The organism is Neisseria weixii (assembly GCF_042658245.1).
In the GTDB taxonomy this organism is placed as follows: domain Bacteria; phylum Pseudomonadota; class Gammaproteobacteria; order Burkholderiales; family Neisseriaceae; genus Neisseria; species Neisseria weixii.
Map to the genome: position 1 here is coordinate 1 of NZ_JBHSPY010000002.1, position 24,120 is coordinate 24,120.

The 24,120-nt window shown below is 49.0% G+C and carries 29 protein-coding genes; 18 read left to right on the plus strand and 11 right to left on the minus strand.

Annotated elements, in window-relative coordinates; genetic code table 11:
* Positions 1-146: 146 nt before the first annotated feature.
* The 3 genes from ACFPVS_RS01805 to ACFPVS_RS01815 form a co-directional block, all read right to left on the minus strand.
* On the minus strand, positions 147-1,118 hold the full coding sequence (locus ACFPVS_RS01805; protein ID WP_096295305.1) for an SPFH domain-containing protein: 972 nt from the start codon (positions 1,116-1,118) through the stop codon (positions 147-149).
* A 24-nt stretch (positions 1,119-1,142) separates the two neighbouring features.
* Positions 1,143-1,556: an NfeD family protein gene (locus tag ACFPVS_RS01810; protein ID WP_096295304.1), complete on the minus strand. Its 414-nt coding sequence runs from the start codon at positions 1,554-1,556 to the stop codon at positions 1,143-1,145.
* Between the two features lie 145 nt (positions 1,557-1,701).
* On the minus strand, positions 1,702-2,325 hold the full coding sequence (locus tag ACFPVS_RS01815; RefSeq protein WP_199721089.1) for a LysE family transporter: 624 nt from the start codon (positions 2,323-2,325) through the stop codon (positions 1,702-1,704).
* A gap of 93 nt (positions 2,326-2,418) precedes the next feature.
* On the opposite strand from ACFPVS_RS01815, the gene ACFPVS_RS01820 reads away from it, so the two are divergent.
* The 4 genes from ACFPVS_RS01820 to ACFPVS_RS01835 all read left to right on the plus strand — a co-directional run bounded on the left by ACFPVS_RS01820 (position 2,419) and on the right by ACFPVS_RS01835 (position 4,792).
* A complete protein-coding gene (locus tag ACFPVS_RS01820; protein WP_198345240.1) occupies positions 2,419-2,952 on the plus strand; it encodes a hypothetical protein in 534 nt (177 codons plus the stop codon).
* A gap of 65 nt (positions 2,953-3,017) precedes the next feature.
* A complete protein-coding gene (locus ACFPVS_RS01825; RefSeq protein ID WP_096295303.1) occupies positions 3,018-4,070 on the plus strand; it encodes an NADP(H)-dependent aldo-keto reductase in 1,053 nt (350 codons plus the stop codon).
* Between the two features lie 276 nt (positions 4,071-4,346).
* Positions 4,347-4,583, plus strand: a complete 237-nt coding sequence (locus ACFPVS_RS01830; RefSeq protein ID WP_198345239.1) for a MarR family transcriptional regulator — start codon at positions 4,347-4,349, stop codon at positions 4,581-4,583.
* Positions 4,584-4,615: 32 nt separating this feature from the next.
* Entirely contained in the window at positions 4,616-4,792 is a 177-nt protein-coding gene (locus ACFPVS_RS01835; protein ID WP_198345238.1) for a hypothetical protein, read from the plus strand.
* Positions 4,793-4,890: 98 nt separating this feature from the next.
* On the opposite strand, the gene ppx is transcribed toward ACFPVS_RS01835, so the two are convergent.
* Positions 4,891-6,399, minus strand: coding sequence for an exopolyphosphatase (gene ppx, locus ACFPVS_RS01840; RefSeq protein WP_096295302.1), 1,509 nt, complete (start codon positions 6,397-6,399; stop codon positions 4,891-4,893).
* Positions 6,400-6,607: 208 nt separating this feature from the next.
* On the opposite strand from ppx, the gene ACFPVS_RS01845 reads away from it, so the two are divergent.
* From ACFPVS_RS01845 to ACFPVS_RS01865, 5 genes are all read left to right on the plus strand, one after another.
* Positions 6,608-7,240, plus strand: coding sequence for a lytic transglycosylase domain-containing protein (locus tag ACFPVS_RS01845; protein WP_096295301.1), 633 nt, complete (start codon positions 6,608-6,610; stop codon positions 7,238-7,240).
* Positions 7,241-7,381: 141 nt separating this feature from the next.
* A complete protein-coding gene (locus tag ACFPVS_RS01850; RefSeq protein WP_378595370.1) occupies positions 7,382-8,764 on the plus strand; it encodes an MFS transporter in 1,383 nt (460 codons plus the stop codon).
* Between the two features lies 1 nt (position 8,765).
* Entirely contained in the window at positions 8,766-9,317 is a 552-nt protein-coding gene (locus ACFPVS_RS01855; protein WP_096295300.1) for a single-stranded DNA-binding protein, read from the plus strand.
* Between the two features lie 270 nt (positions 9,318-9,587).
* Positions 9,588-10,064 carry a transcription elongation factor GreA gene (gene greA / locus ACFPVS_RS01860; protein WP_096295299.1) on the plus strand — a complete coding sequence of 159 codons (477 nt, stop codon included), beginning with the start codon at positions 9,588-9,590 and terminating at the stop codon, positions 10,062-10,064.
* Positions 10,065-10,292: 228 nt separating this feature from the next.
* Complete coding sequence (locus ACFPVS_RS01865) at positions 10,293-10,736, plus strand: DUF4149 domain-containing protein (RefSeq protein ID WP_096295298.1); 444 nt, start codon at positions 10,293-10,295, stop codon at positions 10,734-10,736.
* Between the two features lie 79 nt (positions 10,737-10,815).
* On the opposite strand, the gene yhbY is transcribed toward ACFPVS_RS01865, so the two are convergent.
* Positions 10,816-11,100 carry a ribosome assembly RNA-binding protein YhbY gene (gene yhbY, locus ACFPVS_RS01870; RefSeq protein WP_096295297.1) on the minus strand — a complete coding sequence of 95 codons (285 nt, stop codon included), beginning with the start codon at positions 11,098-11,100 and terminating at the stop codon, positions 10,816-10,818.
* A 111-nt stretch (positions 11,101-11,211) separates the two neighbouring features.
* Between yhbY and ACFPVS_RS01875 the strand changes: the two genes are divergently transcribed.
* From ACFPVS_RS01875 to pepP, 8 genes are all read left to right on the plus strand, one after another.
* Positions 11,212-11,832 (plus strand): RlmE family RNA methyltransferase, encoded by a 621-nt coding sequence (locus tag ACFPVS_RS01875; protein WP_123803729.1) that lies wholly within the window; start codon positions 11,212-11,214, stop codon positions 11,830-11,832.
* A gap of 64 nt (positions 11,833-11,896) precedes the next feature.
* Positions 11,897-13,876 (plus strand): ATP-dependent zinc metalloprotease FtsH, encoded by a 1,980-nt coding sequence (gene ftsH, locus ACFPVS_RS01880; protein ID WP_232507388.1) that lies wholly within the window; start codon positions 11,897-11,899, stop codon positions 13,874-13,876.
* 162 nt (positions 13,877-14,038) lie between these two features.
* Positions 14,039-14,470 (plus strand): type II toxin-antitoxin system RatA family toxin, encoded by a 432-nt coding sequence (locus ACFPVS_RS01885; protein ID WP_096295295.1) that lies wholly within the window; start codon positions 14,039-14,041, stop codon positions 14,468-14,470.
* Positions 14,463-14,741: an RnfH family protein gene (locus ACFPVS_RS01890; RefSeq protein ID WP_096295294.1), complete on the plus strand. Its 279-nt coding sequence runs from the start codon at positions 14,463-14,465 to the stop codon at positions 14,739-14,741. Before ACFPVS_RS01885 ends, ACFPVS_RS01890 begins: the two co-directional genes overlap by 8 nt.
* Positions 14,742-14,810: 69 nt before the next feature.
* The gene (gene pth, locus ACFPVS_RS01895; RefSeq protein WP_096295293.1) at positions 14,811-15,389 is read left to right on the plus strand and encodes an aminoacyl-tRNA hydrolase; all 579 of its coding nucleotides are present in this window, start codon (positions 14,811-14,813) and stop codon (positions 15,387-15,389) included.
* Positions 15,390-15,414: 25 nt separating this feature from the next.
* Positions 15,415-15,639, plus strand: a complete 225-nt coding sequence (locus ACFPVS_RS01900) for a dioxygenase (protein WP_096295292.1) — start codon at positions 15,415-15,417, stop codon at positions 15,637-15,639.
* Positions 15,620-16,000 carry a VanZ family protein gene (locus ACFPVS_RS01905; protein WP_096295291.1) on the plus strand — a complete coding sequence of 127 codons (381 nt, stop codon included), beginning with the start codon at positions 15,620-15,622 and terminating at the stop codon, positions 15,998-16,000. Before ACFPVS_RS01900 ends, ACFPVS_RS01905 begins: the two co-directional genes overlap by 20 nt.
* A gap of 77 nt (positions 16,001-16,077) precedes the next feature.
* Positions 16,078-17,391, plus strand: a complete 1,314-nt coding sequence (gene pepP, locus ACFPVS_RS01910) for a Xaa-Pro aminopeptidase (RefSeq protein WP_378595270.1) — start codon at positions 16,078-16,080, stop codon at positions 17,389-17,391.
* Between the two features lie 278 nt (positions 17,392-17,669).
* On the opposite strand, the gene ACFPVS_RS01915 is transcribed toward pepP, so the two are convergent.
* From ACFPVS_RS01915 to ACFPVS_RS01930, 4 genes are all read right to left on the minus strand, one after another.
* Positions 17,670-17,912 carry an SGNH/GDSL hydrolase family protein gene (locus ACFPVS_RS01915; RefSeq protein ID WP_232507386.1) on the minus strand — a complete coding sequence of 81 codons (243 nt, stop codon included), beginning with the start codon at positions 17,910-17,912 and terminating at the stop codon, positions 17,670-17,672.
* Positions 17,913-18,338: 426 nt separating this feature from the next.
* On the minus strand, positions 18,339-18,602 hold the full coding sequence (locus tag ACFPVS_RS01920) for a hypothetical protein (protein WP_123803725.1): 264 nt from the start codon (positions 18,600-18,602) through the stop codon (positions 18,339-18,341).
* Between the two features lie 98 nt (positions 18,603-18,700).
* Positions 18,701-20,869: a heavy metal translocating P-type ATPase gene (locus tag ACFPVS_RS01925; RefSeq protein ID WP_378595272.1), complete on the minus strand. Its 2,169-nt coding sequence runs from the start codon at positions 20,867-20,869 to the stop codon at positions 18,701-18,703.
* Between the two features lie 123 nt (positions 20,870-20,992).
* Complete coding sequence (locus ACFPVS_RS01930) at positions 20,993-21,202, minus strand: heavy-metal-associated domain-containing protein (RefSeq protein ID WP_096295289.1); 210 nt, start codon at positions 21,200-21,202, stop codon at positions 20,993-20,995.
* Between the two features lie 209 nt (positions 21,203-21,411).
* Here ACFPVS_RS01930 and ACFPVS_RS01935 point away from each other — a divergent pair, with 209 nt between their 5' ends.
* Complete coding sequence (locus tag ACFPVS_RS01935) at positions 21,412-22,590, plus strand: sugar transporter (protein ID WP_378595274.1); 1,179 nt, start codon at positions 21,412-21,414, stop codon at positions 22,588-22,590.
* Between the two features lie 112 nt (positions 22,591-22,702).
* On the opposite strand, the gene ACFPVS_RS01940 is transcribed toward ACFPVS_RS01935, so the two are convergent.
* On the minus strand, positions 22,703-23,185 hold the full coding sequence (locus ACFPVS_RS01940; RefSeq protein ID WP_096296119.1) for a GNAT family N-acetyltransferase: 483 nt from the start codon (positions 23,183-23,185) through the stop codon (positions 22,703-22,705).
* 128 nt (positions 23,186-23,313) lie between these two features.
* Positions 23,314-23,925 (minus strand): inner membrane-spanning protein YciB, encoded by a 612-nt coding sequence (locus ACFPVS_RS01945; RefSeq protein ID WP_096295288.1) that lies wholly within the window; start codon positions 23,923-23,925, stop codon positions 23,314-23,316.
* Positions 23,926-24,120 lie beyond the last annotated feature (195 nt).

The window sequence follows — 24,120 nt, forward strand, 5'->3', positions numbered from 1 at the left end:
ATGATTCGGGCTTGTTGGTGGAAGAAGCTGCTCATAAAAAAACGCCTCTGAATTCTTTAGGGGGAATTTAGGGGAGTTTTGGTTTTTTTGCAAAGGTTTCAGGCCGTCTGAAAATAATTTTTTCAGACGGCCTTTTTATTAAACGATTATTTCAAAATCGATGAAGAATTTTTATTTCCTTCCACAATCTTCAAGCCTGCAGAAACCAAGCTACCGATATCTGCCACGTTGGCCGGCATAATCAAGGTATTGTTTTCTTTAGCCAGTTTGCTGAAGGCTTCGACATATTGTTCGGCCACTTTCAAATTCACCGCTTCATTGCCGCCCGGGTGTTGCAACGCAGCGGCGACAGCGCGGATGGCATCGGCGTTGGCTTCGGCCACCAAGCGCAGGGCTTCGGCTTCACCTTGGGCGCGGTTGATTTGCGCTTCTTTTTGGCCGCGTGATTCGTTAATTGCCGCCTGCATTTCGCCTTCGGATTGTTGGATTTCGGCTTCGCGCTGACCGCTGGCCAAGTTGATTTGCTCGATTTTGCGGCCTTCTGATTCGGCGATGCGGGCGCGTTTTTCACGCTCGGCGGTGATTTGCGCCTGCATAGAGCGCAGAATTTCTTGCGGCGGAACCAAGTCTTTGATTTCGTAACGTAACACTTTTACGCCCCAAGAAGTGGCTGCTTCGTCCAGCGCCGCCACAACGATGCTATTGATTTCGTCGCGCTCTTCAAAGGTTTTATCCAATTCCATGCGGCCGATGACCGAGCGCAGGGTGGTTTGCGCCAATTGGGTGATGGCTATAACGTAGTTGCTGGTGCCGTATGAAGCCAATGTCGGGTCGGTGACTTGGAAATAGATGATGCCGTCGACAGTCAGCTGGGTATTGTCGCGCGTGATACAGACTTGGCTCGGCACATCCAGCGGAATTTCTTTTAACGTATGTTTGTAGGCCACGCGGTCGATAAAAGGAACCAGAATGCTCAAACCGGGATTGAGCACTTTGTGAAAACGCCCCAAACGCTCGACCACATAGGCTTCCTGCTGCGGCACGACCACAAAGGCTTTGAAGCCGAATACAATTACCGCTGCCAAAATCAGAATCGGGAAGCTGTATAAAATTTCCATATTTTATTCCTTAATGTGAATGGATTAATGTAAGTGAATCAATAAAATATTGCCGTTTTTGCCGGTAATCACGCCGGTTTGCGCAGTGGTGGCGGCCAGTGCATTTAAGGCCTGCGCCTGCCAATGTGTGCCGCGGTATATCACTTCGTAATAATCGGTGTGTAAATGGCGCGAAATCTGCACGGTTTGGCCGACATCGAGATCATTGGCAAGGTTTTCAATTTCATCCGGTTTGCGGTGTTTTTGAATCCAACCACGCGCCCACCAAATGCCTAAAGCAGATAAAACGGCGGCGGTTAGAATCGCGGCTACGGTGTTGGCGGTCAACCATGCCACCAAACCTGCGCCGAATAAAGCAGCGCTCACCACCATCAGATAAATCGTGCCGATGAAAAGCTCGAGTATCAGCAGGGTGGCGGCTAAGATAAACCAAATCATTGCGCGTCTCCTTATTATTGTTGTGGTCAAATCAATTAAATGTATCAAATAGCTTTGGAAATTCAAAGTTTTATAGCATATCTTTACATATTCATTCGAAATAAAAAGGCCCTCTGAATGTTTCAGACGGCCCCGTTTGAATCAGTTAGGGAAATAAAGCCTTATAAATCAAGTAGCCACCGAAGCATAGGAAAAAAAAACCGGAAAAATTATCCAAATAGCGGCTGTAGCGGCTGTAAAACCGTTTCACGGCTTGGCCGGAAAACAAAACCGCCAAACCGCTGAAGAAAACGATGGTTTCCACCCAAAGCAGCAGCAAGACACCGGCGATTTGCCACGTTTCGGTGATGTCTGCCAACACCGCCGACATCACGCTGCTGAAATAGACCACGATTTTGGGGTTGGAAAGGTTTATTAGCAATCCTTTTTTCGCTTCGTTTAACGGAGTGGCAGGCTTAGCAACCGCAGCGGCTTCGGCATTGCTGAAATCGGCGTTTTGCCGCACATTCACCATTTTCCATCCCAAATACATCAAATAGCTGCCGCCCAAACACATCAATACGCTGTTGAACATGGGGAAGGTTTTCAGCAGCAGCGACAAGCCGAGCATGGTAGCGCTGGCCCAAAACATCACACCGGTGACGATGCCCAATACGGCAAACACGGCATTTTTGCGGCCGTGTAAAGCGGCGGTGCGGGCGATGTAGAAAAAATCGGGGCCGGGGCTCATCATGCCGAGCAGGTGGATGATAATAATGTTCCAAATCATGGGGTTTTTCGTGGGCTTGGTGGGTATCAAAACCATTACAGGGTGGCTATAATAACATTTTCCGAATCATTCCGAATCGTTAGGATAAAAATCATGCAGAAATACGCCTTATTGTTATTGCCACTGCTGCTGGCGGCCTGTGGCGGCCAGCCTGATAAACCGGCCGATGAAGCCCAAGCCGGTGTGCCGCCGAAGCCTGTGTTTAAAGTGAAATATATTGATGAAGCTGCGATTAACGGTTTAGCATTGGGGGCAGCTCAATCGGGTAAAACGGTTGACGGCAAGCCCAACGCGGTTTACCCGATTGACGGTATGAGTGATGGCAATCAAGTCGGACTCGTCGGCGAGCGCAGCAACGATTTGGAGATGATTCGCGGCAAATGTATGGAAACCGATGGCGGTAAAAACATCGGCTGGCCCAAAGGCGGAATTTGCCATACTTTATTCGCCAAGCTGGTGGACAATGTGGCGGAAGACAGCGCAAAGCTGACCGATTATCTGATTGGTCATGCCGGTTTGAAATCATATTCCGAAAACAAATCAGGCTATGCTGCCGTACAAACCGGCCGCTATATTTTGGAAGCCGACAGCGATGGTGCATTTTTCTTCCGCCGCCGCAATTATTAATTTATTTTTCAGACGGCCTTAAAGTCAATGATCAGGCCGTCTGAAAACATTTTGAAAGGAGTCTTATGGAACAGCGCAAACTCGGACGCACCGGCATTGAAGTGAGCAAAATCTGTTTGGGTACCATGACATGGGGCGAGCAAAACACCGAGCAAGAAGCCCATGAGCAGCTGGATTACGCTTTGGCCAACGGCGTGAATTTCATCGATACGGCGGAAATGTATCCCGTACCGCCGGGTAAGGAAACGTATGCCACCACCGAGCGTTATATCGGTTCATGGATCAAAGCACGCGGCAAGCGCGATGATTTTGTGTTGGCCAGTAAAATTGCCGGTCCGACCGGCGCCAACCGTTTGGGAAGCTATATCCGCAACGGCAATGATTTTTCGCGCGCACAAATTTTGGAAGCCTGCGATGCCGGTTTGCAGCGCTTGAACACCGATTACCTGGATTTGTACCAATTGCATTGGCCGGAGCGCAAGGTGAATTTCTTTGGCAAATTGGGCGTGGCCGACTTGCCGGATAACGAAGCGTTTACCCCGATTGAAGAAATCGTCGACGCTTTGGGCGAATTGGTGAAGCAAGGCAAAATCCGCGCCTTCGGTTTGTCGAACGAAACGCCGTGGGGCACCATGCGCTATCTCAACCGACACGAGCAAAACGCTGATTTGCCGCGGGTGGCTTCGGTACAAAATCCGTATAACCTGCTCAACCGCAGCTACGAAGTGGGCTTGAGCGAAATTTCATTGCGCGAAGACATTCCGCTGCTGGCTTACTCACCACTAGCGTTTGGCGTGTTGACCGGAAAATACCGCCACGGCGCGAAACCCGAAGGCAGCCGCTTGGCCTTGTTTGAACGTTTCCAACGCTACACCAAGCCGAAAGCGGAAGAAGCGGTCGAACGTTACGCCAAAATCGCCGGAGATGCAGGTTTGACGCTGACGCAGTTGTCTTTGGCGTTTGTGACGCAGCAAGCATTTGTCGGCAGTAACATCATCGGCGCGACCACAATGGAACAATTATGCGAAAACATCGCCACAGCTGAGGTGGTGTTGGGCGAAGATGTATTGAATGCGATTAATGGCGTACATGCGGAAATAAGCAATCCTTGCCCTTAAGTATTAAGCAATGTCGCAAGGCCGCCTGAAAACAAATTAGGTTTTCAGACGGCCGAGACCGTTGCAAAACTTCGGATTTGAGTACGGTTCGAAGTTAGGGCAGCACAGAAAGCGCAGGCATCATGAAGACAGGCAAGCTTTCGAGCAGCGAATAACGGAGAAATGTGCCAAAGATGAAGATTTTGCAAGATCCCGGTCTTGATTACGTTAATATGAGAATGGCAGGCCGTCTGAAAATAATCGGAAAATAAATAGAATCATCACAAAGGAGAAATCATGGCATACCTGACTTACCGGTTAGTGCAAATCAGTTCGGCGGCGATTAAAGCGGCCGATGTTTATTATCATGATGCCGTCGGCTTGAAAATCCGTGAATTGCGTGTTTTGCGTTTGCTCCACGACATGCCCGGCAGTACGCCGACGGAGCTGCTGGAAAATTTGGAGTTGGATAAAACGCTGTTGTCTAAAAATTTGGCTGCGTTGGAGCAGCGCGGTCTGATACCCGCACGGTAGATGAGCGCGATAACCGCCGCCAATGTCTGCATTTGAGTAAACGCGGCGAAGAAGTATGGTTGGTGGCGGAAACCATCGGCCACAATTTGGAAAAAGAAATGTTTGCCGATTTATCCGATGAAGAGTGGATGCAATTGCAAAACCTGCTTGAGCGGGTATTGGAATCGTTTAATAAATGGCAGAAAAGTCATTCTAGAATGAAAATATAAAAAAGCCGTCTGAAATTCAGACGGCTTTGATTCTTTCAAACTTGAAAATGTACTGCTTTAAGCCAAATTTTACAAAGGTCTCGACTTGCTTATTTGATTTACAAAGTTTGCACATCAAAAGGTTGGTTGATTTTGTTCCATTGCTGGCTTTCGTATTCCAATGCCGAAGCAATCAAAGGATGCTTATCGAGCCAATCGGCACTGATGCGCAGCAAGACGCTTTGCTTGTCTTTATTGGTGCGGAACTGAAGTTGGTTCGGTAATTCGAGCGGCAGGCGTGCGCGGCAGAAGAGTGCGGCCAAGCGCAGCGATAAAATGGCGTACCACAGCATTTGATCGTCGCCGACAATGTCGGCCATTTTTTTCAAATCACCACGATGGCCGAGCACCAATTTCGACAAGATGATTTGTTCTTTGCGCGAAAAACCGGGCATATCGGCGTATTCCAAAATATAGGCCGAATGCTTGTGGTAGCCGGTGTGCGCGATGTCCAAACCGATTTCGTGCAGCAAACCGGCCCAGCACAGGAATTGCTTCCAATTGGCCAAATCCTGCACCGGCACATTCAGCGCCAAACACATATTTTCCATAAACGCTTGCGCCGTTTCCGATACGCGCTTGGCTTGGTTTTGGCTGACATGGTAGCGTTTTTGGAATTCGGCCGTGGTTTGGTCGCGCATATCGGCGTTTAATTTACGGCCGATGAAATCGTAGAACACGCCATCGCGCAATGCCGCTTCGGTAACCATCATTTTTATGATTTCCAGCTCCTCAAAAGCAGCCATCATCACGGCCAAACCGCCGGCGAATACTTCGGCGCGTTCAGGTTTCAAATCGTTCAACTTGGCTTTTTTCACCGAGCCGGCATCGATGATGCGGTCGGCAAGCTTTTTCATGCCTTCGTAAGTGATGTCGGATTCTTGCGGATATTCGGCAGCCAACACGTCACGGATGGATTTGGCCGAACCGGAAGTGCCGACGGCGAAATCCCAGCCGGTACGCTTCATTATTTTGCTGATGCGCTGGATTTCGTTGCGTGCGGCGGAAATGGCGGCTTGGAAATCTTTGGCAGTGATTTTGTTTTGGAAAAAACGCATGCTGTAGGTGACACAGCCTAATGCCAAACTTTCGGTGTTGGTCGGTTTCAGGTCTGATCCAATGATAAATTCAGTCGAACCGCCACCGATGTCGATAACCAACATGCGGTCGCCATTGGGCGGCAGGGTGTGCACCACACCGGTGTAAATCAAACGCGCTTCTTCGCGGCCGGCAATCACTTCAATCGGAAAGCCCAAGGCGGCTTCGGCTTTCGGGATAAATTGGGCGATGTTTTTGGCTACGCGGAAGGTGTTGGTGGCCACCACACGTACTTGCTCGGGCGGGAAACCTTGCAGACGCTCACCGAATTTGGCTAAGCATTCTAAGGCGCGCTCTTGCGATTCTTCGCTGAGGATTTTCTGCTCGTCCAAACCGGCGGCAAAGCGCACCATTTGTTTAAAAGAATCAATTACTTTCAGTTGGCCATTGTTGTTCTCACAGATTTGCAGGCGGAAGCTGTTGGAACCTAAGTCCACAGAAGCAAGAAGATTTGAGCTGGGAGCTGTCATAGGAGAGTGAATAGGGTGGGTGTGGAATGAAGACATTATGTTACATGGTGCAAAAAATACTGTCATCCCCTAATGTGGATATCCTTTGATTCAATGCAAAGATACTCATATAATAGGCCGTCTGAAAAAATAAACCGGAGATTCAGACGGCCTGTTAAAAGGTGCAAATCCTATATTCATAACATCTTTAAACACAATACGTTAGCTTATGGAAAAAACTGCTCATCTGATTGTCGAACCCTCTTTGTCACGCCGCCGCTTGCTGGTTGCGGGCGGCGCGTTGCTTTTTAGCCCTGCTTTGGCCGTTGCCGGTGCGCAACGGGAAGAAACTTTGTCGGATGACGTGGCTTCGGTGATGCGCGGCTCGATTAATAATGTCAACCCGGCACGTTTGATATTTGCTAATGCAGCTGAGGGCGAGCGCTGGCTGCAAACCATGTCGTCACGCATGGCCAGATTTGTGCCCGATGGCGTAGAACGCCGCCGTTTACTCATTAATATCCACTACGAAGCCAGCCGGGCCGGATTGGATCCGCAAGTGGTATTGGGCTTGATTGAAGTGGAAAGCGCATTTCGCCAATATGCCATCAGCGGCGTGGGCGCGCGCGGTTTGATGCAGGTCATGCCGTTTTGGAAAAACTATATCGGCAAACCTTCACACAATCTTTTCGACATCCGCACCAATCTTCGCTACGGTTGCACCATTTTGCGCCACTACAATAATGTGGAAAAAGGCAATTTGACGCGTGCTTTGGCGCGGTTTAACGGCAGCTTGGGCAGCAACAAATATCCCAATGCCGTTTTGGGTGCGTGGCGCAACCGCTGGCAATGGCATGGCTGATGGATTTCACATACGAAATCAGGCGGCTGCGATAAAGCAAATGCAAAGAAATTTGAATCCTGTATAATCTTTCCGTTAACGACAACGACTTTTTAGGTTTCAGACGGCCTGATGCTTCATGAGGCCGTCTGAAAAATAATGATGGCTAGAGATAACCGCATACAAATGTTTCCACACGAATGGCGTGCCAGTACGACGCTTTCGGGTGTTTATGCGCTGCGCATGCTGGGCATGTTTTTGGTGCTGCCAGTGTTGGCTTTGTATGCGGCAACCTTGCCCGGTGCAGAAAACAACAAAGCCTTAATCGGCTTGGCGATGGGCATCTACGGCTTGACGCAGGCATTATTGCAATTGCCGATGGGTATGGCCTCGGATAAGTTTGGCCGCAAAAAAGTGATTTACATCGGCCTGATTATCTTTGCTGCCGGCAGTTTCATGGCTGCAGTGGCCGATTCTTTACCCATGCTGGTGGTGGCACGCGCTTTGCAGGGGGCGGGTGCGGTGAGTGCAGCGGTGACGGCTTTATTGGCCGACTTGACGCGAGATGAAGTGCGCACCCGTGCTATGGCGATGATCGGTTTGAGCATCGGTTTGACTTTCTCTGTGAGCCTGGTGCTGGCACCGATGATGGCAGCCTGGGTTGGCGTGCAGGGTTTGTTTGCCCTGACCGGTGTGCTGACAGTAAGCAGCATAGGCGTGGTGGCATGGATGACGCCTAATCCCAAGCAGTCCCGCGTACACGATGATGCGCAGGCACAGCCGGCTCGGGTGGCCGAAGTATTGAAAAACCGCCAATTATTAAGTTTGGATTTCGGCATTTTCGCGCTGCACGTGGCGCAAATGGCGCTGTTTACTACCTTGCCGTTTGCCATGGAGGCATTGGGCTTGCATAAAACCCAACATTGGAAAGTGTATCTGCCGGCGACCATCATCGGTTTGGTATTGATGGTGCCTCTTATTATCGTGGGTGAAACACGCAATAAACTGAAACAAGTGTTTATTTTTGGTATTGCGTGTATCGCTTCGGCACAAATCGCTTTGATGTTCGGCTTGAGCTCCATTTGGCTCATTACGGCGTTTATGATTATTTATTTTATCGGTTTTAATGTGTTGGAAGCCAGTCTGCCGTCGATGGTGTCGAAAATCGCGCCGTCGGATTTGAAGGGTACGGCAATGGGAGTATACAATACCATGCAATCCATCGGCCTGTTTGCCGGCGGTATGGTTGGCGGGGTCTTGTTTCAGCATTACGGCTTCAACGGCGTGTTTGCCTTTTGCAGCGCGTTGATGTTGCTATGGTTGCTGGTTGCTTGGGTGTCACCTGCGCCCAAGCCTGTGAAGAATATTGCTTATGCGGTACAGCCGCAATGGCAGGGGCGAACCGACGCGCTTTACCATGCGCTGACCGGATTATCCGGTGTGGAAGCAGTGACGTTCAGCCAAGACAAACAAACCGTTTATATTAAAGCGCTGCAAAAAGGTTTCGACCTGCCGGCAGTGGAAAAAATCATTTCAGGAGATTGATATGTCATTGAATAAAGTCATCCTTATCGGCCGCTTGGGACGCGATCCGGAAGTCCGTTACATGCCCAACGGTGAGGCGGTGTGCAACTTCAGCGTGGCCACCAGTGAAACCTGGAACGACCGTAACGGCCAGCGCCAAGAACGTACCGAATGGCACAACATCACCATGTACCGCCGCTTGGCTGAAATTGCCGGCCAGTATCTGCGCAAAGGCAGCCAAGTGTATTTGGAGGGCCGCATTCAAAGCCGCAAATACCAAGGCAAAGACGGCATTGAGCGCACTGCTTACGACATCATCGCCAGCGAAATGAAAATGCTGGGTAGCCGAAATGACAATTCAGGCGGCGTACCTTATGATGACGGAGGCTATGATCAAGGCGGCTATCAAGGTTCTCAAGGCGGTTACCAACAATCTGCACCGCAGCACTCTTACCAATCTGCTCCGGCTCATCAGCAAGAAGCACCAAGCGCGCCACCGGCTGCACAGGCACGCCGCGCGCCAACTGCACCGGCTGCTCCGGTTGACGATATTGACGACGATATTCCGTTTTAATGATTGGCACAAGCAGACAGCCCGACAAGATCGATTCAATTTGTTTCAGACGGCCTGTGCTTGTGTGACCAATAAGCCACGAATCACCTTGAAATCCCTTTTTAGCATTGCGGTTTTCAGGTTTGGTGGTACAATAACACTATTCAATTTTTACGAACAAGCCGCCGAACACAGGCGGCTTGTATTTTTATTTTGCGCCCGCGGTCTGACCGACCGTGGGCGTGACACCATCAATGAAGAAACGTATAAACGCTTTGCGGAGAACATACCATGCAAAAAATTCCATTGACCGTGCGCGGTGCAGAATTATTGAAACAAGAATTACAATACTTGAAAAGCGTTGCCCGTCCGGAAGTGATTGAAGCGATTGCCGAAGCGCGTTCGCACGGTGATTTGTCGGAAAACGCGGAATACGAAGCCGCCAAAGAACGTCAAGGTTTCATCGAAGGCCGTATTTCCGAATTGGAAAACAAACTTTCTTTGGCACACATCATCAACCCGGCTGAAATCCATGCCGAAGGCAAAATCGTGTTCGGCAGCACCGTGACTTTGGAAGATTTGGAAACCGAAGAGCAGGTTACCTACCAAATCGTCGGTGAAGATGAAGCCGATATTAAAGAGCGCAAAATTTACGTCGGTTCGCCGATTGCCCGTGCTTTAATCGGCAAAGAAGAGGGTGATATAGCAGAAGTACAGGCGCCGGGCGGTGTGCGCGAATACGATATTATTTCGGTGCAATATATTTAATTAATCAAAGATTCGATTACGGATTATCAGGCCGTCTGAAAGGATTTGTTTTCAGACGGCCTGAGACCTTTGGAAATCCTCAGGTTTGAGTGCTGTTCGAAGTTATAATAGTGCAGAAAGTGAAGATATATCAATCGGATAGGCAAGCTTTCGAGTAGTGCATAACGAAGAAATGCGCTAAAAATAGAGATTTTGCAAAGGTCTTGGTCTGAATCAAAGGAGGGCAGTATGAATAAATCGGTTGTTGCGTTAGCCGGCATATGGCTGGGCATGCAAATGATGGCGGGCTATATCGCTGCGCCGGTGTTGTTTGAAATTTTGCCTAAATTACAGGCCGGTGCGATTGCGGGAGAGTTGTTTAATGTGGTGTCTTGCACGGGTTTGGTGGTTTGGGCGCTGGTGTATTTTGCCGGTAAACGTGTAGCAGCGGCGCACAATATACGCTCGATAAACGGCAAGTTGATTGCAGCATTGTGGCTCGGTTTGGCTGTCAATCAATTTTTGGTCACGCCGGTGATTGAAGCGCATAAAACCCAAACTACCAATTGGCTGCTTAGCTTAACTGGCGGTTCATTCGGTATGTGGCACGGTATTTCCAGTTTGATTTATATGATTTGCGCGATTTTGGCATTGGTGCTGATTTGGCGGATTTCTGCTCTTGAATGGAAATGAATTAATGAATTGGAAAATCAAAAGGCCGTCTGAAAATCATTTTTTCAGACGGCCTTTATAATGCAATTGTTTAATCGGCTTACATTTCTAAGTTTTTACGCCATAAAACCAATAATTTGCCAATGTGTTGCACCAATTGTGCGTCCACTGCTTCGCACAATGCATTGCAGATTTCTACGCGCTCTTGACGGTCGTCACCCAATACGCGCACTTTAATCAATTCGTGGGCGGTGAGCGCGGCATCGGTTTCTTTGATTACAGATTCTGTCAAACCGTGTTGGCCGATCATCACCACCGGATTCAGGTGATGCGCGCGGGCTTTGAGTTCCAAAATTTCTTTGGTGCTTAATTTATCGTCAGACATGTTTGTATTGCTTAAATTAAAAAATAATAATCTGATATTGTACGCGATTTAACGGCGGGCTGCGAGAAAATAACGTACAATAGCGCCATTCAATTTTCACATTCACACACTATGGCAGTACGTTCCAAATCCTCCAAAGCATGGCTCAACGAACATGTGAACGACCATTATGTCCACATGGCACAAAAAGACGGCTATCGTGCGCGTGCAGCTTATAAGCTTTTGGAAATCAATGAAAAAGACAAGCTCATTAAGCCGGGCACGATTTTGGCTGATTTAGGCAGCGCACCGGGCAGTTGGTCGCAGGTGGCGGCCAAATTAGTTGGTAAAAACGGCCAGGTATTTGCTTTGGATATTTTGCCGATGGATGAAATCGACGGTGTTTCATTTATTCAGGGGGATTTTCGCGAGGACGATGTGTTGGCGCAATTTGAGTCGCTGTTGGATAATCGCCCCTTAGACCTTGTAATTTGCGATATGGCACCCAATATGTCGGGTAATGCCGTGACCGATCAGGCCAAGAGCTTTTATTTATGCGAATTGGCTTTGGATTTTGCTGTCAACCATTTGAAAACAGGCGGTGATTTTTTGGTTAAAGTATTTCAGGGCACAGGCTATCAGGAATATCTGGCGGCCATGCGGGAAATTTTTGCCGTGGTGCAAACGCGCAAGCCTGAGGCTTCCCGCAATCGTTCCAGTGAGATTTATTTATTGGGCAAAAATAAACGCTGACAATATGGGCAGCGTGCATTAAAATCGTTTCTTTCGTTTACCTTTATATATGGAGCCTGATTCAGTGGGGAATACCATTAAACATGTATTGGTCTGGTTGGTGCTGGGTGTCTGCCTTATGGCGGCATTCAATGCCATTAATGACAAGCAGGAAAATAAACAACAAATCGAATATTCGCAGTTTATCCAACAGGTAAACAACGGTGAAGTGACCAGCGTGAATATCGAAGGTTCGGTCGTGAGCGGTTATCTGATCAAAGGTGAGCGCGCCGATAAAACTTCGTTTTTCACTAATGCGCCGCTTGACGATAAGCTGATTCAGACTTTATTGGATAAAGATGTCCGCGTCAAAGTGACACCTGAAGAAAAACCGAGCATGCTCGGCAGCTTGTTCTTCAGCCTGTTGCCGGTATTGCTGTTGATCGGTGCATGGTTCTACTTCATGCGTATGCAAAGCGGTGGCGGTGGTAAAGGCGGTGCGTTTTCATTCGGTAAGAGCCGCGCCAAATTGTTGGATAAAGATGCCAACAAAGTGACTTTTGCTGATGTGGCCGGTTGCGATGAAGCCAAAGAAGAAGTTCAGGAAATTGTTGATTACCTCAAAGCGCCAACCCGCTATCAAAGCTTGGGTGGCCGTGTGCCGCGCGGTATTTTGCTGGCCGGTAGTCCGGGTACAGGTAAAACCTTGCTGGCCAAAGCAATTGCCGGTGAGGCAGGTGTGCCGTTCTTCAGCATTTCCGGTTCGGATTTCGTGGAAATGTTCGTCGGTGTCGGTGCCAGCCGTGTGCGCGATATGTTTGAACAAGCCAAGAAAAATTCGCCTTGCATCATCTTTATTGATGAGATTGATGCCGTAGGTCGCCAGCGTGGTGCCGGTTTGGGTGGTGGTAACGATGAACGCGAACAAACTTTGAACCAGTTGCTGGTTGAGATGGATGGCTTTGAAAGCAATCAAACCGTGATTGTGATTGCCGCAACCAACCGTCCGGACGTATTGGACCCTGCTTTGCAGCGCCCGGGTCGTTTCGACCGTCAAGTCGTGGTGCCGTTGCCGGATATCCGTGGCCGCGAGCAGATTTTGAAAGTGCATGCTAAAAAAGTGCCTTTGGATGAGTCGGTTGATTTGACTTCATTGGCGCGCGGTACCCCGGGTTTCTCCGGTGCCGATTTGGCCAACTTAGTGAACGAAGCAGCTTTGTTTGCCGGTCGCCGCAATAAAATCAAAGTCGATCAAAGCGATTTTGAAGATGCCAAAGACAAAATCTACATGGGTCCTGAGCGCCGCTCAATGGTGATGCATGAAGATGAAAAACGTGCGACGGCTTACCATGAATCGGGTCATGCCATTGTTGCCGAGAGCTTGGATTTCACCGATCCGGTGCATAAAGTCACCATTATGCCGCGCGGCCGAGCCTTGGGCTTGACTTGGCAGTTGCCGGAACGCGACCGCATCAGCATGTATAAAGACCAAATGCTGAGCCAAATCGCGATTCTGTTTGGTGGTCGTATTGCCGAAGATATTTTTGTCGGCCGTATTTCTACCGGCGCTTCCAATGACTTCGAGCGCGCTACGCAAATTGCCCGCGAAATGGTTACCCGCTACGGCATGAGCGATAAAATGGGTGTAATGGTTTATGCAGAAAATGAAGGTGAAGTGTTCTTGGGCCGCAGCGTGACCCGTTCGCAAAACATTTCCGAGAAAACCCAGCAAGATGTGGATGCCGAAATCCGCCGTATTTTGGATGAGCAATACGCCGTGGCCTATAAAATCTTGGATGAGAACCGAGATAAAATGGAAACCATGTGTAAAGCACTGATGGATTGGGAAACCATCGATCGCGATCAGGTATTGGAAATCATGGCAGGCGAGCAGCCTAGTCCGCCAAAAGATTACAGCCACAATTTGCGTAAAGATGAGTCTGAAGAAGAAAAAGGCGAGCCGGAGCAGGTGATGGTGATTACGCCTGAAGGTCCGCAAACCGAAGTGCAAAATGTGAAACCTGAGCATTCTTCCAGTAATGATTCGGGTGTGAGCAAGCCATAACCGGTATATGAAACGGCAGCGTCAACGCTGCCGTTTTTTTCATATCCGAAACAATCGAGGCGAAGTAAAAATAACATAAATATTGAAGATTATTCCTTCAGGCCGTCTGAAAAGACCGGCAAATTCGTTTATAATGGTACTTTTGCTAAGCTTAATTCCACCATGAAAACAGTAGAAAAAAGCGTGTTGGTGTTACACAGCGCCAAGCAGATGTTTGAGTTGGTTGACCGGGTGGAGGATTATCCGAAATTCCTGCCGTGGTACAGCAAAACCGAAATCATCGGGCGCACCGATACCGAATTGAAAGCGCGCCTGTTTATGGACTATATGGGCGTTCGTCAATCGTTTGCCACGCATAATCACAATGTTCCCGGTCAAGAAATCAAAATGGATTTGTTGGAAGGGCCGTTTAAAACCCTGCGCGGGACATGGCGGTTTGTTGATTTGGGTGATGATATGTGCCAAATTGAATTCAAATTAGAATACGAATTCAACAGTTCGATTTTATCGGCGATGATTTCGCCGGTATTTAATCATCTGTCCGGCACCTTGGTGGACGCATTTGTTAAAGAGGCTGACCGCCGCTATGCTTAACATTGAAATCGTGTACGGCTTGCCCGACAAGCAAGTGCTGAAAACCATGCGGGTAGCCAAGGGCTCCACCATTCGTCAAGCTGTCTTGCAAAGCGGTTTGGAAAAGGAGTTTCCCGATTTGGATTTGCATTCGGCCAAGCTCGGCATTTTCGGGAAACTGACCAAAGACGATACCCTATTGCGCGATAAAGACCGCATTGAAGTGTATCGACCTTTGTCGATTGATCCGAAAGAAGCGCGAAGACAGCGTGTACAAAATCAGGAAGATTGAAGTTTGAGGCCGTCTGAACCATTCAATTTCAGACGGCCTTCGTAAGAAACACACACCAACGAGAAAATTATGTCTACCCCAATCAAAATGATCGTCGGTCTGGGTAACCCCGGTAAAGAATATGAAGCAACCCGTCACAATGTCGGCTTTTGGCTGCTGGATGAATTGGCGTGGCAATGGAAGGCGACGTTTAAAGAGGAGAAAAAATTCTTCGGGGAAGTGGCGCGGGTGAGCCGTTCGGAAGGTGATGTTTGGCTGATTAAGCCGATGATGTTTATGAACCGTTCCGGTCAGGCGGTGGCGGCCTTGGCACAGTTTTACAAGATTGAACCCGAAGAAATTCTGGTGGTGCACGATGAACTCGACATCGAATGCGGCCGCATTAAATTCAAGCTCGGCGGTGGTAATGGCGGCCACAACGGCTTGAAAGACATTCAAGCCCGATTGGGTACGCCGAATTTCTACCGCCTGCGTCTGGGCATTGATCATCCGGGCGATAAGGCGTTGGTGCCGGCTTACGTGTTGAACAAACCGAGCGCCGAACACCGCCAGCTGATTGAAGATTCAGTCAATAAATCCATCAAAGGCATACCGCTGCTGACTGCGGGTGAATTTGAAGAAGCTCAGCGTTTTTTACACAGTCGATAACCCTATATTTCAGACGGCCTAAACCATGAGAGAATTGATTGATTTGATTGAAACCGAAAGCGTTGGCACAGTCGAAGAAACGCTTGATTTTTTATTATATGAGTGCAGCTTGGATGATGCCCCAAGCCGAGAAGAAGTGGTGCAATGGTGTGATTTGCTAAACGGGCGCGGTGGTAAATTCGTGCGCTTGGCCAAAATCTGCCAAATATGGCTGGACGAAGAGGGTGAAAATGACCTTGCCGCGCAATAAATTTACCACATTGGCCGCGCTTTGGTTTGCCGCGATCATTTATTCACTGCTGTTTCGTGAATCAACAGGCGGTGTGCCACCGTTTCCGAATTTCGATAAAGTGGCGCATTTTGCTTTGTTTTTCGCACAATTTTGGCTGCTGGCCAAAGCATATATGACCGATAAACGGCCGATTCCGTATCGAGGCCTGATGATTTTTGCTGTGGTGTTTGCCGCAGCCAGTGAGTGTGGACAGGCAATGTTTACGCAAACACGCGAAGGCTCGTTTTGGGATGCGGTCGCTGATGTGTGCGGCGCAGCGGCAGCTTTGTGGTTTGCCCGAAAAATCAAGCAGGCCCAAACTTTGAAATCACCTGATTAGTCTTTGATTGTAAATCATATTAATAATAATGAGGCCGTCTGAAGGGCTTTAAAAATTTCAGACGGCCTTAAGGAAACATGATGAACAATACTCCGTTTATCCAACGCCGCCAGCTCGTGCTGCAACAAATCGGCAGCGAAGGCGTGGCGGTTTTGTTTGCTTCGCCGGAACAACGCCGCAGCAACGATACTGAATTCCCGTTCCGTCAAGACAGCTATTTTCATTACCTGACCGGATTTGACGAGCCGCAAGCGGTGTTGTTGTTGGATGGTGCGACGCAAAAAAGCATTTTGTTTTGTCGCGAAAAAGATGCTTTAAGCGAAATTTGGCATGGTTTCAGATATGGGCCTGAAGCGGCGCTGGAAGTTTTCGGTTTTGATGAAGCCTATGCCAACAGCGAATGGCCGGCGAAACTAACCCAAGCACTGCTGAATAAAAAGAGCCTGTATGCCTTGTGGGGCTTATATCCCGAACACGATAAGGAAGTGATGGCCAACTGGCACAGCGTGCAGCAAAGTGCCGGCCGCCGTATTCAAACCAATACTTATGCACCGGAAAATTTGGCCGATTTGGCGACGCTATTGGACGGTATGCGGCTGATCAAAGACGAACATGAAATTGCACTCTTGAAAAAAGCAGGTGAAATCAGCGCATTGGCGCATATCCGAGCCATGCAGAAAACACGCCCGGGTATGAATGAGCTGCAAATCGAAGCGGAAATCCTGTACGAATTCATGTGTCATGGTGCGCGCTTTCCGTCTTACAACAGCATTGTGGCAGGAGGTAAAAACGCGTGCTGCCTGCACTATGTTGACAACAAAGATGCGTTGCAAGACGGTGATTTGCTGCTGATTGATGCCGGTGCCGAATACGCTTTTTACGCCGGCGACATCACGCGTACTTTTCCGGTAAACGGTAAATTTACCGCGGCGCAAAAAGACATTTACGAAGTCGTGTTGACCGCCAATGAAGCGGCTATTGCCGCCGTGAAACCGAATGTCGATTGGCGTGAGATTCACCTGATTGCGTTGAAAATTTTGGTACAAGGCTTGATTGATCAAAAATTATTGCGCGGCACGGTTGACGGCAACATTGAATCGCAAGCCTATCAGCGCTTCTACATGCACGGCTTGGGTCATTGGGTCGGCTTGGATGTGCATGATGTCGGCAAGCGCTGGCATGATGGCAAGCCTTTATTGCTGCGGCCGGGCATGTGCAGCACCATCGAGCCGGGCTTATATATTGCCGCGGCCGATGATATTCCTGAAGCCTTCCACAATACTGGTATCCGCATTGAAGACAATGTGTTGGTAACCGAAAGCGGTTGTGAAAATTACACTGTGTTGGCACCGAAAAGGGTGGCGGATATTGAAGAAGTGATGCGCGAGTAGGTCGAAACCTTTACAAAACTCCTTCAAAAGCTAGCACACAAAAAACCGACGTCATTCCCGCGCAGGCGGGAATCCATTTTAAATCATAGCAAATTGTTGAATAAAATAGGTTTCTTGGATGGTGCGATGGATTCCCGCCTGCGCGGGAATGACGGCTTTAGGGTTTTATTGGTGGTTCTTGAGGTTTTGCACGTATCTCAGACCATCCGAAATTGAATACCGCGGAAAAGGCCGTCTGAAGCATTAAGTTTCAGACGGCCTCATTTTGATTAATTCATTTACAAAATCATTTTCCGAATCGATTCAGCTACCGCATTGCCTAATATTTCATTGCCAAATTCATTGAAATGCAGCCCGTCGCAGACAGTCAGCGCGGTTAAGTCCTGTACAAACATCAACCCATATAAATCATTAATGGCAAAACCGAATTCATGTGCCAAGTCTTGGGCTATTTGGTTATAGGTTTGAACATCTTTCAGATAGCGGCGCGATGATTTGGTGACATTGTGTACGCTTTGCAAAAAAGGTGTGCTTGCCCAATAATTTGTGCCCCGGCTTGCCGCAAGCGGCTAAAAATGTGTCGCAGATTGGCTTGGTAGGTTTGGAGATTGGTTAAGGGCTTGTGGCTTCCGACATTGTAGCGGATGTCGTGCAGACCGCAGTTTAGGTGAATAATATCCCCGGCCTGTGCGCCTTGCGTCCATTGTTCGATATGCCGCAACACATCATGTGATGAGCGGCAATTGTTGACCGGTGAGAGAACAGCGACATCGGGTAGGGCAGCTTGCACCGTAGCTTCATAGCCCAGTCGGATTGAGTCGCCAATAAGATAAACCGTCATGTTTCCCCCCTGCTGTTAAGGCCGTCTGAAATAATTAACATTATAATATTAATTATTTCAGACGGCCTTAACATGGGTTAAATCACCAGGCCGGGTTTTGTAAAGCTTATTTGGCTTGATGATTTTGACGATAAAAATCAATTAATTGTTTGGCTTGCAACATGGGCAGACCAAAGCGGTCGGCCACGGCTTTTAAATCTTTGATTTCTACGCCGGTAAGGTTTTTGCTGATCCATTCAAATGTATCCGGTTTGCTTTTGATGTGTTCCAAATAAGCCTGTTTGCGTTTCCAATTGCGCGACCATACCAATAATACGGTAAAAATCAACAACGCAATTAAAAAGATATTCATTGCGGCCATCATTTCCATGGTCGGGTTTCCATCAAAAAATAAAAGCGATTATAAACGAAAAAAGGCCGTCTGATACACACAGTGTTCAGACGGCTTCCGACCTTTTGGATACGGCATCAGTCAATTTTCACGTGTTTCAAACGTAAAGCACTGGTTAATACCGATACCGAGCTCATTGCCATGGCCGCACCGGCAATCACCGGGCTGAGAAAACCCAAAGCGGCCAGCGGGATGCCGAGAATATTGTAGAAAAAGGCGAAAAACAGGTTTTGCTTGATGTTCTTCAAAGTGGCGCGGGAAATGAGCAGGGCATCGACCAATTGGTTAACCGAATACTGCATCAGCGTGGCCGAAGCGGTGTGTTCGGCCACATCGGCGCCGCCTTTCATGGCAAAGCTGACATTAGCGGCAGTCAAAGCAGGGGCATCGTTGATACCGTCGCCGACCATGGCGACAACTTTGCCTTCGTCTTTGAGTTTTTGCACCGCCGCCGCTTTATCGCGCGGACTCATGTTGCCGAACGCGTGTTCAATGTCCAGTTGCGTGGCGATGTATTCGACGGTATTTTGATTGTCGCCACTCATCACATACACCTCGATATCATGTGCTTTCAGACGGCGTATTGCTTCGGCGGTGTCGCTTTTCAGTGCATCAGCTAAGGCGAATGCGCCGACAGGGCGGTCGTCAACCGATACCGCTACCAGGCTGGCAATTGGCCATACGCCGTCTAAATCAGCCGGTAAGGTCAAATTGGCGTAATTGGTTTTGCCGACTTTCACCAAGCCCAAACCGCTGATTTTTGCGGAAATGCCGGCGCCGACTACCGTTTGTGCCTGACTGGTTGGCGGTAAATCCAAATTGCGCGCTAAGGCAGCCGAAACAATCGCGTTGGCAAGCGGATGAGTCGCATTTTGCTCGACGGCAGCGGCGATGCGGAACAAATCATCTTCGTCAAAACCGCTATCCAGCATCAGATAAACCGCCGCCACTTGCGGTCGGCCTTCGGTGAGCGTGCCGGTTTTGTCGAACACCACGGCGTTGACATGTGCCGATTCCTCCATCGAGGCGGCATCTTTAAACCAAATGCCGTGTTTCACCGCTTTGCCCATGCCGACCATAATCGCTGCCGGTGTGGCCAAACCCAGTGCGCAGGGGCAGGCAATCACCAACACGGCCACCGCATGCATCAAGCCGGCCTGCCAATCGCCTTTTAGGCTCCATGTGAGCGCGAACGTAAGCAGCGAAATGCCGACCACCACCGGCACAAACACCGCCGCTACTTTATCGGCCATGCGCGAAATCGGCGCTTTGCTGCCTTGCGCCTCGGAAAGCGCGTTCATCATGTCGCCCAGTAAAGTGTGGCTGCCTAATTGCGTAGCGCGGTAAATCAAGCTGCCGTCGGTGACCAGCGCACCGGCCAAAACCTTGCTGCCTTGTTGTTTCATTTCGGGATTGGATTCACCGGTCAGGTGGCTTTCGTCTGTCCAGCCGCTGCCGCTTTCGACCACGCCGTCAGCGGCAATGCGCTCCCCATGGTTGGCGCGCAGCATATCGCCGGTCTGCACTTGGTCTAAAGACAATGAGTGCCATGTCCCGTTGCGCTGAACATTCACTTTGCTTGGCGTGAGTTTCAGCATCAGCGATAAGCTGTTGAGGCTGGATTTTTTGGTACGATGTTCCAAAAATTTACCCAGCGACACAAAGCCGATTACCATCACGCCCGCTTCAAAATACACATGCGCCATGCCGTCGTGCCCCATGCCGCGGTGTTGGAACATCATATACACCGAATAAAGATAAATCGACACCGTGCCGGTGGTGACCAGCACATCCATGTTGGCCAAGCCGCCCTTAATCGAAGCCCATGCGCTTTTGTAGAACGGAATCGCGAGCCAAAGCTGCACAATGCTGGCTAAGGCAAATTGCCACATGACAGGCATCATCCAATCGTGGCGGCCAATCATCATGCCTGACATGCCGATGAGGAACGGGGCATTAATGGCCAGCAACAGCCACAAACGCCATCCGATATGCACTGGTTCGCCGCTGTCGGCTTTAGGCAGCGTATCAGTTTTTTGTTGCGCGCCGAAACCGGTTTTTTCGATGATTCGCGTGATGTCGGCTATTGAACTGCGGCTGTCGTCAAAGACGACCTGCGCTTCTTCGCTGGCAAAATTCACACCCGCGCTTTCGATAAAGTCTTTTTTGTTCAATACTTTCTCAATGCGTGAGGCGCAAGCTTGGCAGGTCATGCCTTCGATTTGGAAACGGACTTTTTGTTTCATTTTCGTTGTCCAGTTAATGACGAGATATAGAAAGCTTAAACCTTAATGATGGGTTAAAGTCAAGCATTCCCAAAGATAAAGGCCGTCTGAAAATCCTGTTTTCAGACGGCCTTGAGCATATGATCAAAGCGAAGCATCAAAGCCGCCGTCTTCAATCGCTTCGATTAAAGCATCGACATTGGTTTTGGTGGCATCGAATTCAATCACGGCGCTTTTGTTTTCCAAGCTCACTTCGGCTTTGGCAACGCCGTCGGTGTTTTCCAAAATGCGGGTTACGCTTTTCACGCAGCCGCCGCAGGTCATACCTTCTACGTTTAAGGTGATGCTTTCCATGATTTTTCCTTTCGTTTGCTTGTTAGGTTATCAAAATATAAACCTTAACATGGGGTAAGGGTCAAGTGTTGTTTCAGACGGCCTATCTATCTTATAAAGATCATATGAAATATTTGAAATCAAAATAAATATAGGCAATTGTTATTGTTTTAATTATTGTGTGAAGGGAGTAGAATAACGCCCCTGTTTTGATAGGGAAGATTAAGATTATGTCGGCAGCAAAAGAGAAAAAACAATGGCTGAGCGTGTTGGCCTTGGCGGTGGGGGCGTTTATTTTCAACACCACCGAATTTATTCCGATTGCACTGTTGAGCGACATTGGCCAAACCTTCGGTATGGCCTCCACCGAAGCCGGTATTATGCTGACCGTGTATGCGTGGATCGTGGCGTTGTTGTCACTGCCGCTAATGCTGGCCACCAAAAATTTTGAACGCCGCAAGCTTTTGCTGGTTTTGTTTGCTGTGTTTGTAGTCGGGCATTTGTTGTCTTTTTTCGCATGGAATTTCAGCGTGTTATTTGTCAGCCGGATTTGTATTGCTCTGACGCACGCGGTGTTTTGGTCGATTACGGCGTCTTTGGCCGTGCGGGTTGCGCCGCAAGGCAAAAGCACACAGGCGCTGGGTTTGTTGAGTACCGGTACGGTGATGGCGATGGTGATGGGTATTCCGCTGGGGCGGGTGATTGGACAGTTTTATTCGTGGCAAATCAGCTTTTTGCTGATCGGCGTTTGTGCTGCGGTGGTGATGATTGTGCTGGCGAAAAATTTGCCCTTGCTGCCGAGTGTGAATTCCGGCTCATTGAGCAGCCTACCTTTACTGGTAAAACGCAAAAATCTAATGCTGCTGTACGGCTTTACCATTTTGATTATTACTGCGCATTTTACCGCGTATAGCTATATCGAGCCGTTTGTGCTGCAAATCGGCGGCTTTAAGCCGGAGCAGGTAACGATTGTGTTGGGCCTGTATGGTGCAGCCGGTTTTGTGGCTTCGTTTGTGTTCGGTAAATGGTTTGCCAAGTTCCCGCGCCAATTCTTTATCGGCGCAGCGGCCTTTGTGGTATTGATGACGGCTTTGCTGTGGCCGTTGGCCGGCTCGGCATGGGCGGTGTATGTGTTGTGTTTTGTCTGGGGATTGGCCATCAGTATAGTCAGCTTGTCGATGATTGCCAAAGTGTTGAACTTTGCTTCTGATGCCACCGATGTTGCCACGTCGATTTATTCGGGGCTGTATAATGTTGGTATCGGCGACGGTGCGCTGTTGGGGCATTATGTCACCGTTTGGCTGGGTTTGGGCAGCATTGGATTTATTGGGTCGGGCACGGCATTGTTAGCGGTGGTATTGGCTTATATTTTGATCAAACGCGATGATTTTATGAATAAATCGGTTTGAAACCCACACAATAAAGGTCTCAGGCCGTCTGGAAAGGATGAACTACACCCCAAAAGTTGGAACCCAACTTTTGGGGTGTAGTTCACTAATCTTTAAAACGGCCTGATTACTGCTATACATATTTGCGCATTAATTCGCATTTGACTTTGACATGTTCGTTTAAAGGCAGCACCGCTTCGCCTAAGGATTCGTAGCCGTTTAAGCGGTAAAACGGCACGGAATTGAGCGAAGCGTAAAGTTTTAAAAAGCTCAAGCCTGCGTCGTGCGCCAATTCCTCGGCACGCTGCAGCAGCGCCGTGCCTAAGCCTTTGTTGTGCATTAAAGGATGGACATAGAGCGCGTCAAGTTGGGCTTCTTTGAAATCGACTTGGAAAAAGCCTTGAATTGCGTCACGGTATTCCACCACCCACAAGGCCTTGGTTTTATCGGCCATCGTGGCGTGATAGCTTTCCATACCGAGCAATTTTTCCCATGCCTGCAATACGCGTTCGTTGTAACTGCGGATACAGGTATATTGAACGGCATGCAGATGCGCGCTGTGAATGAAAGGGCAGTCTTTTTCGGTAGCGGGGCGGAGCACGGTGAAGAGATTCATGGCAGGGTTCACATTACAACGTTCAGACCGCCTGTAATACCGAAAGGCCGTCTGAAAAATCAACAATCGGTAGGATGATTATAGCAGGAACACGGCATATTCAGACGGCCTTGCGGCAGAAATTTTTGTCAGCGCCATTCGCTTTTGAAATGCTTGCGCAACACGAAAAACATAATGCCCATGCAGCTGAGCATCACAATCAAATCACCGAATGCGGTGAATTCGCCCCAATACCGGCCGCCGGCAAACACAAAGGCAAAAAAAGCATGCAGCGCGGCCAGCAGGAAAAACATGCCCGCCCAAGCCCAATTGAGTTTCTTCCAGCCATCGGCCGAGAGCACCAATACCGAATCAAACATTTTTTGCACGGCAGAGCGGCGGTCGTTGAAGAAAAAGTGCGACACCAGCATGCCCAGGCCGAATGCGGCATTGAGCAATACGGCTTTCAGGCGGATATAGTAATCATCGCTTAACGCCAGCGTCACACCGCCGAACACCACCGTCATGGCCAATACAAGCCATTGCTGGCGCTCCAGACGGAATTTCTGTTTCACCAGTTGATAGCCGTACACCAACACTGTGGCGATAATCAAACCGGCGGTAGCGGCTAAAACGTGGTTATTGTCGCTGCCCGCCGCGCCGGTAAGTTGCAGCAGCGGATGGTTGGTATCGGTCGGCTCGACGGTTTTATAAAGGTAGAAAAAAACAATCAGGGGCAGGAAATCAAGTAAAGCTTTCATAAGATGGGGGAACTTAGGGTTCAGACGGCCTGAGACCTTTGCAAACTCCCCATCTTTGGTACATTTCTTCGTTATGCGCTGCTCGAAAGCTTGCCTATCTTCATGATATGTCTTCGCTTCCTGCTCTGCTCTAACTTCGAACTGTACTCAAATCCGGGGTTTTGCAAAGGCCTCAGTCTTTGGTTTAAATCATGG